We start from the raw sequence: 12,079 nt of genomic DNA on the forward strand, positions 1-12,079 counted from the left end.
GCACGCCAGCTTTAAAAAATCGAAAAGACCCGTAAATCTTGGATTGCGGGTCTTTTTTTCGCCTGTTAATTTGATGTAAACGGCTTTAAAATACCCCATTACATTTATTCGAATACAGAAACGGAAGGATTCATGTCTCTGAGTGTTGTTGTACTTGCCGCAGGCAAAGGTACGCGGATGCGTTCAGCGCTCCCGAAAGTACTGCACCCTGTTGCTCATAAACCGATGGTTCAGCATGTGATTGATACGGCGCGCGCTTTAACGCCGACCCACGTGCATGTGATTTATGGCCACGGTGGCACCGTGTTGATGGATAAACTCGGTGGGCAACAGTTAAATTTTGTCGAACAGGCCGAGCAACTCGGCACTGGGCATGCCGTGCAGCAGGTGGTTCCGCATCTTGGCGATAACGAAACCGTACTGATTTTATATGGTGATGTGCCATTAACCCGTAGCGAAACATTACAGGGATTGTTATCAGCAGCGGCAACGACAGACTTGGCCTTGCTGACCGTTACCCTACCCGATCCGACCGGTTATGGCCGCATTGTGCGTGATGATTCCGGTGCCGTGATTGGTATTGTTGAGCAAAAAGATGCAAACGCTGAGCAATTGACAATTACCGAAGTAAACACCGGCATGATGGCGGTAAATGGCGCAGCATTAAAGCGTTGGTTGGGCAACTTATCCAACAACAACGCCCAAGGCGAATACTACCTCACGGACATCGTCGCCATGGCAGCTGACGAAGGCGTGACTATTGCGACAGCGCAGCCGCAAGCGATTAGCGAAGTGGAAGGCGCGAATAACCGCGTGCAATTAGCTGGATTAGAGCGCGCTTATCAAGCCCGCCAAGCAGAACAACTCATGTTAGATGGCGCCACATTAATGGACCCCGCGCGTGTTGATGTGCGCGGTGAGGTGATCATTGCCAACGACGTTGTGGTTGACGTGAATGTTATTTTTGAAGGCCGTGTGGAACTTGGTGAGGGCGTGGTAATCGAAAGCAATTGCTTACTGCGCAACTGTAAAATTGGCGCCGGTTCACGGGTGAAAGCCAATAGCGTGATTGAAGAAGCCGTGTTGGCTGAAAACTGTGCGGTCGGTCCGTTTGCCCGCTTACGCCCTGGCGCTGACTTGGCCGAAGGTGCCCAGGTTGGTAACTTTGTAGAAATTAAGAAAACCCGCATGGGCAAAGGATCTAAAGCGAGCCACCTGACCTATTTAGGCGATGCGCAGATTGGCGCTGGTGTAAATATTGGTGCAGGTACCATCACGTGTAATTATGATGGCGTGAATAAATTTGTGACCGAAATTGATGACGGTGCTTTTATTGGCTCAAATAGCTCATTAGTTGCTCCAGTGCGCGTCGGTAAAAACGCCACTGTTGGTGCCGGCTCAACGGTAACCAAGAACGTGGAAGACGAAGAGCTTGCCGTAGCACGCGGTAAACAACGGAATATTAGTGGCTGGCAACGCCCAGTGAAAAAAGGATAAGCGATATGTGTGGAATTGTTGGCGCAACATCTGAGCGCCGTATTAGCGAAATTCTCATTGAAGGTTTAAAGCGTCTTGAATACCGCGGTTATGATTCAGCGGGTTTAGCCGTATTAAACGAGCAAGGCGTGATTGAAAGTGTTCGTCGCACCGGTAAAGTTCAGGCGTTAAAAGATGCAGTTGGTGAGCACCCACTATCAGGTACAACCGGCATTGCGCATACCCGCTGGGCAACTCATGGTGGCGTAACCGAAGCCAATGCACATCCACATATTTCAGAAGACTGTATTGCGGTAGTGCATAACGGCATTATCGAAAACCACGAAAAATTGCGCGAGCAGTTGAAAGGTTTAGGTTATACCTTCGCATCAGACACCGACACTGAAGTGATTTGTCACCTCGTGAATCACGAGCGTAAAACCCATAGTGACCTATTTGAAGCGGTGCAAGCAGCAGTTCAACAACTTGAAGGTGCGTATGGCACGGTGGTGATGGATTGCCGTGAACCTGGCCGTTTAGTCGTGGCGCGTTCGGGTAGCCCTTTGGTGATTGGCCTCGGTATTGGCGAAAACTTCGTGGCTTCTGACCAACTGGCGCTATTACCGGTCACCCGTAAGTTCATGTACCTTGAAGAAGGTGACATGGCGGACATTAATCGTACCGAAGTAAAAGTTTACGATGCCAAGGGTGAGCGCGTTGAGCGTGAGGTTCATGAGTCAGATGGTAATTATGACGCCGGTGGTAAAGGCGAGTATCGCCACTTTATGATGAAAGAAATTCACGAGCAGCCAAGCGCAGTGCGTAACGCATTAGAAGGCCGTATTGTGGATGGCCATGTGGCTGACGATGTATTTGGTAATGGCTCACTCGACTTATTAAAAGACATTGAGCATGTGCAAATTGTTGCCTGTGGTACTTCGTATCATGCCGGTATGGTTGCACGCTACTGGCTCGAATCAATGGCGGGCGTGTCATGTAACGTCGAAATTGCCTCAGAGTTCCGTTATCGCCAATCGCACGTACATCGCAATAGCTTACTAGTGACCATTTCACAATCAGGTGAAACCGCCGACACCTTGGCGGCACTGCGGTTGAGCAAAGAGTTAGGCTACAAAGGTAGCTTGACCATCTGTAACGTCAGTACGTCATCAATGGTGCGCGAATCAGACTTGGCATACATGACCCGCGCTGGTACAGAGATTGGTGTGGCATCAACCAAAGCGTTTACTACCCAGTTAGTTGGTTTGTTGATGTTAACCTTGGCCATTGGTCAGTTCCGCGGTATGCCAGCTTCACAACAAGAAGCGGTATTGAAGTCACTGAAAACCTTACCAGCGAAGCTTGAAGAAGCATTGTTATTAAGTGACCGCATTGAAGCCTTGGCGCCTGAGTTTGCCGATAAATTCCATAGCTTATTCTTAGGCCGTGGCACGCAATACCCCATCGCGATGGAAGGTGCGTTAAAGCTCAAAGAAATTTCATATATTCACGCGGAAGCCTATGCGGCGGGTGAATTGAAGCACGGTCCATTAGCGCTGATTGATGCCGACATGCCAGTGATTGTGGTGGCGCCGAACGACGAATTGCTTGAGAAGCTCAAGTCGAATGTTGAAGAAGTGCGTGCTCGTGGCGGCATCATGTACGTGTTTGCCGACAAAGACGCTCACTTCAAGAGCGACGACAGCATGCGCGTCATCAATGTCACTCACTGTGACGAGCTGATTGCCCCGATTGTTTACACCATTCCGTTACAGCTGCTGTCTTACTTCGTTGCCATCATTAAAGGCACCGATGTAGACCAGCCGCGCAACCTTGCTAAATCGGTAACGGTGGAGTAATTCCACCGTTTTATTGGTTGCTGATAAGCCTATCAAGTGGGCTAGCTGTGCCCGCATAATGTTGACCAATGACGTGTGTATAAATTTGAGTTGTACTCACGTCGTTGTGCCCTAGTAGTTCTTGCACTGTTCTAATGTCGCATCCCGCTTGTAATAAGTGGGTGGCAAACGAATGTCGAAACGTATGACAATTCACCTTTTTAAATATTTTCGCTGCCTTCACAGCAGGTTGTAGAGCCTTGCGAACCACGCTGTCATGCAAATGATGACGGCAAAGAACCCCAGAATATGGGTGCTTACATAGGCTCGTTGCCGGAAAGACAAACATCCATCCCGGTTGTTTATAAGCATTTGGATATTTTCTATCGAGCGCATTAGGCATCGATGGGCCAAGTCCATTCTTGTTATCCTCGATCTGAACAGTTAAAGCCGTTTCAATGGCTTGTTGTAATGGTTCAATGAGTCTTTGGCTGAGAAGGGTTTGCCGATCTTTCTTGCCTTTACCGTCACGAATCGTAAGTGCAGAATGACTAAAATTGATATCTTGAACCCGCAAACGAAGCGCCTCACTTACTCTTAAACCACTACCGTATAGGAGTTCAATAATCAGCTTATTTCGACCACTAAGCTGGTTTAAAATGCGCTGAACTTCCTCAGGTGTGAGCACTACAGGCAACTGACGCTGTTTAGTAGCAAGGCTAAAATTAAGATCACCTAGTTCTTGATTCAGCGCTTTGTGATAAAGATACACCAAAGCATTTAGAGCAACTTTTTGCGTATTAACAGCAACATGGCGCTCATTCGCCAACCAACTTAAAAAGGCCTTCACCTCTTCCGCTCCCATATCAATAGGATGTCGTTTTTTATGAAAATAGATAAACTGCCGTATCCAACCTAAATAAGATTTCTCAGTTTTTAAGCTATAGCCACGTAATCGCATATCAGCGCGAAGTTTTTCAATAAAAGGGCTCGCCATCATTAACATCCATGATTTTTGATAATCGTGAGTTAAGCATAATCGATCAATCGGCACGCTTCACGGCTCAAAGTCGTACACTTAAAGCTTGCATGTAGGATAAATATGTCATATTTTCAATTACATAATTTAAACAAAAATAGTGTTACCAGGCGTAGTCGAACAGCAAAGTGTGCGTGCTTACTTTGCTGACAGTAAAAGGCGACTTTTTAGATGGTTTTTGTATTGTTTTTGGTGAGTTACCAATTTAAACGAACGATTACGACATGTGCCAGCACACTATACAAATGTTAGGCATTTCAGTAGGAGGATATGTGCCTGTTTCTCAAACAGTAAGGCGTTCAGTGTGGGTTCGAGACGCAGGATGCTGCGCTATGTGTCGTGAGCGAGTTTATTTGGACCCATCTGACGAGACGCCTGCCCAGTTTCGAGGGGAAGTTGCACACATTGTTGGCGAGCGCCCAGATGGTCCGCGGGGCGAGTCGACCCTCACACAACAGCAGAGAAACCACGAGAATAATCTCGTCCTGCTCTGTTTCAACCACCACAATGAAATAGATGGAAATGTGCAGCAGTATCCTGTTGACCGCCTTCATTCCATTAAGGAGGCGCACAGATCTTGGGTAATGAATCGCCTAACGCTTGAAGCTCCTTGGCAAACTACTCTACACAACTTTTACTATTTAAATGTCCCTCGACTTCAAGTTCTCTCAGCGATTTCTGGCGCCTCTCTGGATCTTTCTCGGTACGGACCGATAGTTGCACTGCATGATCTGGGCTGGGAACTTGGTGGTCTTATGGCAGGTTTCCAACAAGTACTTGAACAGGTCGAGCTCAAGGCAATCCCAATGCGCGAAGCGCTGCTATTGGGCTCCGATGCTCGCGGATTGATCGTTTCATTTGATGATAAATTCCGCACTAAAAATATTGCGATGCCTCAAAGTACAGAAGAGTACCGCGCCGCTGTGCGAGGAGATCTGCAAACTGATCCGCACGTTTACTTGAAAGCAAATGGAAGAAAAATAACTATGGTGGTCGATCCAAGGTGGATTACCACAACTACGGCTTTTGTTCAGTTTCGGCCTTCAGGAGGACAAAACCAATTTGCTGGATTGGGGCTCGTGAATGCTGTATGTGACGACTCGATGAGCATTACACCTTTAGTTATTGGGTTGCCGTCAAACCCATTTATGGAAGCGTTTTACAGTAATGCCTAACAAATGCATCAAATTCGTTACGGCCCCTTGGGCCTCCACCGGACGCCCCTGACGGGTCGCCGTTTATGCAAAGCGTTAAGCATCCTATGAAAATGAGCCACGAAGAATACATCGAGAAACAGCGTAAACGTGCCGCGGAAATTGCAAGCGGTATGCTCAATGGTTCTATTCACTATCTTGAGGGTGCAATTGAGTTGTCTGCTCTAAGATTTGAGGTTGGCGTACCAGAGGACGACAAAGATTTCTTGGTGTTTTCAGGCATAGCTTCAGAAATCGATCACTTGCCGATAGGCGCACCAAAGCAATATTGGTCTCAAGAAGCCCTTAATCGGCATGAGCCAGAAATCCAGGAATCTATTAAGTGGGCAAAGGAGTTCTCTTTGTCAGAATGTAAATCTATCGTAGCAAGGTTCAATGCTTAACAAAGCCAAGCAGCATCGCGCACTTCGTGCGCTGGACCTCGCTATGCTCGGCCGCTGTTGGCGGCGTTAGGCGGCAAGGACCGTTCAATGATTGTCCGCGAAATATTAGACTTCTTGTATACCTACGTACTCACAGCATGGTACTTCTACGCTGCACTGGTCGTTATAGTTCTAGCCATTGCTGTTCTGACGAGGCGTACTAAGCCGTCAATTGCGTCAAGCATTCCCGTTCTCGGAGATCATGTTAGTACTGTTCCATTCTTTATTGCAGATATCTGGCAAGGCCTCGCAAAAGGCCATGGCTTAGTGGCCCTGCATCAAGAAGCTATCAGACTTGAGGTCCAAATCGTTGACTCATTAACCGGACTAATAAAATTTAGGCATCAGATTGTGGAAGTTCCAATCAGAGATGTCGCATCGATTGCCATTAGATCCTACTTGTTTGGAACCTACACACTGCTTTGGTTGCAGGGAACGAGGATGGATACTTTCCAAAGCTTTCCAAGGTTGCGTGGCGGGCGATGCAGACTGCGAATCGCGCGTCGCGACCGACAGAACTGCGCAGCCTTCGTAGAGCACTTCGCAACCGTCAAGGCGTCTGGGCAAGTGGTGGCTCCGCTACACAAGTCGGCTTAACTCGAGCGTTATGCTCTTAAGAATCAGGGATACCAATGTCAAAACTTAATGTAGATCAGAAGGCCATCATCGACCTGCTTTCAGACAAGAACATGAGCGGAATGACAACCGTCGTTTTTAATTCATTCAATAAGTTATTTTGAACGTCCAACAAATATGGATACTCGTGGCGTGTGAGCGGGTTAGGGTTATGGTATGCACAAAATTGACCCATCAAAATTTCCTAACGCTGTCACTAAAAGTACCCTGGCTTTCAACTCGCTCATTGTATGATTCAATTGCTTCTTGGTTTTCTCGACGCCATTGTTCACGCTCATCATCAAGCCCTTTCATTAAGGCGCGATAGTTATAGGTTGCGACACTCTCTTGAAGCTCCTGCGCTTCTTCAAGTTTACGCAATCCGGCACGAATAACTTCGCTTGCGGAAGCGTAGCGACCACTGGCAACGAGCTTATCGACAAACTGATCGAAGTGAGCGCCTAAACTAATACTTGTATTTTTTGCCATAACACCCCCAAATACCAACAAATAATATATTTTGGTATTAACAAGAGTTTAGTCTGAAATGCTATTAAAGCAACACCTCGGCTGATAGTCATCAGCCCAGATACATAGTATTCTGGCTATCAAAGTCTTCAGAATTAAAATGATTTCATGCTAAAAAAAATACTCGACGTTGTACTGGCGACCGTGATTGTAACGGTCGCTTTTGCTATTTTTTGTTTACCAAGTATTGGCCTCACCTATTTGGGTGCGTGGCTCATTAGTTTTGTGGTGGACATTAATTTCGATAGTTGGATCACGCACACCGTCATTCTGGTTTTATCAGCCGTATGGTCGCTGATAACCTTAAATACCGAAACGGGCGATGACATGCTAAAAACACTCATGATGAAGCGCTAATGGAATAACTATGGGCCATCACCACCATCACGATCACAGCAAAGATATGGCATCGGAACGCCTTGGTTGGGCGTTTCTGCTTAACTTTTGTTTCACCATTATCGAGTTTATCGGTGGTGTGCTAACTAATAGTACGGCGATTTTAGCCGATGCCGTGCATGACTTGGGTGATAGTCTCTCGCTGGGCATGGCGTGGATTCTGAACAAGCTGGGCCGTAAGCGTGCGAACAACAAATTCACCTACGGCTATCGTCGATTGAGTTTAGCCGGCGCTTTCATTAACGCCGTGGTACTCATCATCGGCTCGACCTGGGTGTTGCTCGAAGCCATTCCGCGGTTATGGGATCCACAAATGCCCATGGCGGATGGCATGATCGGCTTGGCTATTTTAGGTGTGGCAGTCAATGGCTATGCTGCGTTTAAGTTATCGAAAGGTAAAACATTAAACGAGCGCGTGATTAATTGGCACTTAATGGAAGATGTTCTCGGTTGGGTTGCGGTGCTGATTGTCGGTATTGTGCTGTTATTTGTTGACTGGCCGATTCTCGATCCGTTGTTGTCTATTGCGTTCACTGTATTCATTTTGTTTAACGTGATTCGTAATTTACACGAAACCGCACGGCTTTTTTTCCAAGCAGCACCAGATAGCGATACGGTTGCGGCGGTCACCACCACCTTAAAGCAATTGCCGAATGTCGTGGATGTCCACCACCTGCACTTCTGGTCGCTTGATGGCGAGCATCATGTATTAACTGCGCATTTGGTGCTGGATGAAGATATTGAGAGTGAACAGCGACGCACATTGAAGGAAGCGATAGACAAAGCGCTATTGCCGTATCAGTTAAGTCACACCACCATTGAGCTCGAACTCCCGGGTGAGGTTTGCCGTGATGAAAACTCTCATCACGACCACCATCACAATCATTGAGTAACAGTTTAAAACCCGAACACCAACGGGAATATAAACACCACAATCGCGGCCCAAATGGCATAAACCGAAATGAAACGGGTTTGCCATTGCTCGAGCAAAACAAATGCGCGGCGGCCGCGAATAAATTGCCAATAAAGCCAAGCGTAGCCACTTAAACTGACTAATAAAATCAAGTTCTCGCCGAGTGCTGCAGTACGGTTGGCGGTAAAGCCCATGTCGGCAATGCGGCCACCGATAGCGACTAATGCCAACACATCAACCAAAAGCGCCGATACAATCAATAGCCATTGCAAGCGGTCAAAAACACTCGGGGCCTTCGCAGATTCGCGCGATGACACCGCATACAAGACCAACCCCAGCACCACAATCAATAACGCATCGAGACCAATTAAGAGCTCTCGCTCAACATCAAAACTGCGCCCCGTGACGAGCATGATGATTAAAAATGTCAGCAGCAATAATGTAAATAACGGCGTGAATATGCGGGCAAGTACAGGCGCCATATTCTCAACCGCACCCTGCTTTGCTTCCACCAACCAGCCGACAATGATCACTGCACCCATGGCACCGGAAGGAACCAGCCATTGTTGCGCAAACCATTCAATATTGATGCCAATAAACGAAAACATGCCTATCGTTAATGCAGTTAAAACCCCGCCGCCTAGCGCTAGTAACACAAAATAAATCGCGTACTCACCCGAGTAGCGAATAAAGTCCATGCGGCGTCCGTCGGTTTGCCACCAATTGCCGGTGTACAGCACCCCGACCAAGAACCATAGCAACAAAGGAAGGTGTATCAGACTTAACGATTGCGTGGCCGATTCTGCTTGCCATGGCATGGCGTTGATGACCGTTGCGATTCCCAAAGCGCCGCCAATCAGCCAATACCAGCCGCGTAAACCAAGTTGATGTTTCACCACATAGTAACTGCCGAGTACAGGTAAGCAAAACAACGTGAAATTGCGTGCATACACCCATTCGTGGGTTTCTGGCGTAACGCCAAATAGTTTCGGCAAATGAAACAGCACGGCGGCGCAGCAAGCCAACAGTAAGGCAAGATAAAAGTCGGTGCTCCATGACGGCTTATCGCTGCCCCAAACAATGTTGCGCCAGAGTCGCCCGGCATGTACTTCGGCGTACTCTTTTGACATATCTTCCAGGCTGCCAATACGCTTCGTCGCAATCAGAAATGCTTCATCGGTATGTAATCCGCAATCTAACAGAGCGTCGATTTGGTCGCGCAGATGGCTTTCAAGTTCATCGGCATCTTCTTCCATAATAGCGGCACGACGCAATACAAACTCGCGCCACTGAGCAATGCTTTGCTCAAGTTCAAAAGCTTGATTAGACGAATTGAACGTCATGGTCATCACTCCGTGTCATATCGCGCCAAATTTGGCTGAGCGCATTGTTAATGACTTGCCATTGCTGGCGCTGTTCATTCAAAGTGGCAATTCCTGCGTCGGTAACCGCGTAGTACTTACGCTTTCGATTGGACTCGCCCACATGCCAACGCGAGGTTAAGTAGCCTTGTTTTTCAAGTCGGTGTAGTAGCGGATACAGCATGCCGTCGGTCCATTGCAATGCGCCGCCAGATAGCTCTTCAACGCGCTTGACGATTTCATACCCGTAGGTTTCGCCTTCAGCTATTACGCCCAAAACAATCGGGGTTGAAGAGGCAGCCATGAGATCTTTCGATAGGTTCATAGAACGTTTTCCAATTATACCTAGAACTGTTAGGTATAAATCTTATACCTAGAACTATTAGGTATGCAAGTTTATTTATTTCAAACACCTGCTACTCTTATTAAGAACCTGTTTAAACAAGAAAAAGGAGATCACCATGGGCATTTTATGGTTCTTATTGGTCGGTATTATTGCTGGATGGCTAGCAGGTACCTTAGTCAAAGGCGGTGGTTTTGGTCTTATCGGGAATATGGTGATTGGCGTGATTGGCGCCATGATTGGTGGGTTTTTGTTTAACTTTTTAGGCGTGTCGAGCGGTGGCGGTATTATCTGGAGTATTGTCGTTGCGACGATTGGCGCGGTGGTCTTGCTCTTTATTGTGCGCGCTTTTAAGAAAGCTTAATTTGAACGAAAGCAAGCCGCGCAAGCTCGAACAACGCTGCGCGGCTTTTTTCATGATTATTTCTCTAGTTTATCCTGCGTACGTAATTTAAAGTCACTGGCGTCATGGCGCTCATGCAACTGTTTGTTTAAATCACCCCAAGTTTTATTCACGATTCGACCGCGTTGTACGGCTGGGCGTTTGGCAATCATTTCTGCCCAGCGCAACACGTTCTTGTAAGTATGAGCTTCAATAAACTCAGCCGCGTCATACACCTGGTTGGTCACTAATGCACCATACCAAGGCCAAATGGCCATATCGGCAATGGTGTATTCGTCGCCGGCAATATACTTATGCTCAGCAAGTTGACGGTCTAATACGTCCAGCTGGCGCTTGATTTCCATGGTATACCGATTAATTGGGTATTCGTACTTTTCTGGCGCATAAGCGTAAAAATGACCAAAACCACCGCCGAGTAGCGGTGCACTGCCCATTTGCCAGAACAGCCAGTTCAAGGTTTCAGTTCGCTTCGCTGGGTCTTCAGGTATAAACGCATTAAATTTTTCAGCCAAGTACAGCAAGATAGACCCCGACTCAAATACTCGTGTCGGAGGTTGCGTGCTGACATCCAGCAGCGCAGGAATCTTTGAATTCGGATTGACCGCTACAAAACCACTGCTGAATTGATCACCCTCTAAAATTTGTATCAAATGGGCATCGTATTCGGCGTCGGTGATGCCTAATTCAAGGAGTTCCTCTAACATCACGGTCACTTTCACACCATTGGGTGTGGCTAACGAATAAAGCTGCAAAGGGTGTTTGCCCACTGGCAATTCTTTGTCATGCGTGGCGCCAGCAATGGGCCGATTAATTGAGGCAAATTTACCGCCACTGTCTTGATCCCACTGCCACACCTTGGGCGGGGTATAAGTATTCGACATACGTTGCTCCTTGAGTCAAAACGTTTCTACAAAGAGTGTAACGCAAACCGGCCGTGTTTGGATTATTCGACTTTCACATAAGTCATAATAAAACGGCGCCCGTAGGCGCCGTCAGCAAAAGGAAACTTAGTGGTTACTCTTGCACTTCAATATCATTTTCAACCGACTTCACACCTTCAACGCCTTGCGCAAGTTGCACAGCAAGGTCGGCTTCTTCAGATGTTGCGACAACCCCACTGAGTACCACATGACCATCGATGGTTTCGACATTAATGTTGCCGGCACTGACTTGGTCCGCTTCAAACAATGCTGTTTTCACGCGGGCTGTGATGGCGCTGTCACTTAAAAAGTCGCCTGTACGTTCGGCCGTTTCACGGGTGAACTCTGCCGCATCACTGGCTGCTTGCTTGGTGGCTTCAGTTGCCTGCTCTAATGATGATTGAGCCGCTTTGCGGGTCTCTTCTTGCTCTTGTTGTGAGCAAGCAGACAACGCCACAGCTGCGACAGATGCCAAAATCAAAGTGTTTAAAGTGTTCATAATCAACCTCCTGTTTTGATGTTGCCTCTAAACATAGTAAAGCCAACAAAAATTTCGAGGTGGTTTACAAAGCTTTTGCGATTTACACTGAAGCTATCTGATACATTTTGCG

At 47.4% G+C, this 12,079-nt stretch carries 14 protein-coding genes; 7 read left to right on the forward strand and 7 right to left on the reverse strand.

Translation table 11 applies throughout. The features are described 5' to 3' along the window. Positions 1 to 132 precede the first annotated feature (132 nt). Both glmU and glmS read left to right on the forward strand, forming a co-directional pair. Entirely contained in the window at positions 133 to 1,497 is a 1,365-nt protein-coding gene (gene glmU, locus BM292_RS10035; RefSeq protein WP_092858147.1) for a bifunctional UDP-N-acetylglucosamine diphosphorylase/glucosamine-1-phosphate N-acetyltransferase GlmU, read from the forward strand. 5 nt (positions 1,498 to 1,502) lie between these two features. Then, the gene (glmS, locus tag BM292_RS10040; RefSeq protein WP_092858149.1) at positions 1,503 to 3,335 is read left to right on the forward strand and encodes a glutamine--fructose-6-phosphate transaminase (isomerizing); all 1,833 of its coding nucleotides are present in this window, start codon (positions 1,503 to 1,505) and stop codon (positions 3,333 to 3,335) included. A 10-nt stretch (positions 3,336 to 3,345) separates the two neighbouring features. Here glmS and BM292_RS10045 read toward each other — a convergent pair whose 3' ends face one another. Further along, complete coding sequence (locus tag BM292_RS10045) at positions 3,346 to 4,320, reverse strand: integron integrase (RefSeq protein ID WP_281247512.1); 975 nt, start codon at positions 4,318 to 4,320, stop codon at positions 3,346 to 3,348. 365 nt (positions 4,321 to 4,685) lie between these two features. Here BM292_RS10045 and BM292_RS10050 point away from each other — a divergent pair, with 365 nt between their 5' ends. Beyond that, the gene (locus BM292_RS10050; RefSeq protein ID WP_092858153.1) at positions 4,686 to 5,528 is read left to right on the forward strand and encodes a hypothetical protein; all 843 of its coding nucleotides are present in this window, start codon (positions 4,686 to 4,688) and stop codon (positions 5,526 to 5,528) included. 65 nt (positions 5,529 to 5,593) lie between these two features. After that, a complete protein-coding gene (locus BM292_RS10055; protein WP_245751911.1) occupies positions 5,594 to 5,950 on the forward strand; it encodes a DUF2489 domain-containing protein in 357 nt (118 codons plus the stop codon). A 691-nt stretch (positions 5,951 to 6,641) separates the two neighbouring features. Here BM292_RS10055 and BM292_RS11885 read toward each other — a convergent pair. Both BM292_RS11885 and BM292_RS10070 read right to left on the reverse strand, forming a co-directional pair. After that, positions 6,642 to 6,800 carry a CcdB family protein gene (locus BM292_RS11885; RefSeq protein ID WP_092858157.1) on the reverse strand — a complete coding sequence of 53 codons (159 nt, stop codon included), beginning with the start codon at positions 6,798 to 6,800 and terminating at the stop codon, positions 6,642 to 6,644. Further along, positions 6,800 to 7,093: a type II toxin-antitoxin system ParD family antitoxin gene (locus BM292_RS10070; protein WP_092858159.1), complete on the reverse strand. Its 294-nt coding sequence runs from the start codon at positions 7,091 to 7,093 to the stop codon at positions 6,800 to 6,802. Before BM292_RS10070 ends, BM292_RS11885 begins: the two co-directional genes overlap by 1 nt. 147 nt (positions 7,094 to 7,240) lie before the next feature. Here BM292_RS10070 and BM292_RS10075 point away from each other — a divergent pair, with 147 nt between their 5' ends. Beyond that, complete coding sequence (locus BM292_RS10075) at positions 7,241 to 7,489, forward strand: hypothetical protein (RefSeq protein WP_092858161.1); 249 nt, start codon at positions 7,241 to 7,243, stop codon at positions 7,487 to 7,489. Positions 7,490 to 7,499: 10 nt separating this feature from the next. Then, positions 7,500 to 8,417 (forward strand): cation diffusion facilitator family transporter, encoded by a 918-nt coding sequence (locus tag BM292_RS10080; RefSeq protein WP_092858163.1) that lies wholly within the window; start codon positions 7,500 to 7,502, stop codon positions 8,415 to 8,417. 8 nt (positions 8,418 to 8,425) lie between these two features. On the opposite strand, the gene BM292_RS10085 is transcribed toward BM292_RS10080, so the two are convergent. Both BM292_RS10085 and BM292_RS10090 read right to left on the reverse strand, forming a co-directional pair. Further along, positions 8,426 to 9,784 carry a permease prefix domain 1-containing protein gene (locus BM292_RS10085; RefSeq protein ID WP_218151681.1) on the reverse strand — a complete coding sequence of 453 codons (1,359 nt, stop codon included), beginning with the start codon at positions 9,782 to 9,784 and terminating at the stop codon, positions 8,426 to 8,428. Next, positions 9,765 to 10,127 (reverse strand): PadR family transcriptional regulator, encoded by a 363-nt coding sequence (locus tag BM292_RS10090; protein WP_092858167.1) that lies wholly within the window; start codon positions 10,125 to 10,127, stop codon positions 9,765 to 9,767. The genes BM292_RS10085 and BM292_RS10090 overlap by 20 nt, the downstream gene beginning before the upstream one ends. Before the next feature lie 136 nt (positions 10,128 to 10,263). Here BM292_RS10090 and BM292_RS10095 point away from each other — a divergent pair, with 136 nt between their 5' ends. Further along, positions 10,264 to 10,509 carry a GlsB/YeaQ/YmgE family stress response membrane protein gene (locus tag BM292_RS10095; protein WP_092858169.1) on the forward strand — a complete coding sequence of 82 codons (246 nt, stop codon included), beginning with the start codon at positions 10,264 to 10,266 and terminating at the stop codon, positions 10,507 to 10,509. 56 nt (positions 10,510 to 10,565) lie between these two features. On the opposite strand, the gene yghU is transcribed toward BM292_RS10095, so the two are convergent. Continuing rightward, a complete protein-coding gene (yghU, locus tag BM292_RS10100; RefSeq protein WP_092858171.1) occupies positions 10,566 to 11,429 on the reverse strand; it encodes a glutathione-dependent disulfide-bond oxidoreductase in 864 nt (287 codons plus the stop codon). A 133-nt stretch (positions 11,430 to 11,562) separates the two neighbouring features. After that, positions 11,563 to 11,967: a BON domain-containing protein gene (locus BM292_RS10105; protein WP_092858173.1), complete on the reverse strand. Its 405-nt coding sequence runs from the start codon at positions 11,965 to 11,967 to the stop codon at positions 11,563 to 11,565. Between the last annotated feature and the right edge of the window lie 112 nt (positions 11,968 to 12,079).

Origin of the sequence: Pseudidiomarina tainanensis (assembly GCF_900115255.1) — a bacterium.
GTDB lineage: Bacteria > Pseudomonadota > Gammaproteobacteria > Enterobacterales > Alteromonadaceae > Pseudidiomarina > Pseudidiomarina tainanensis.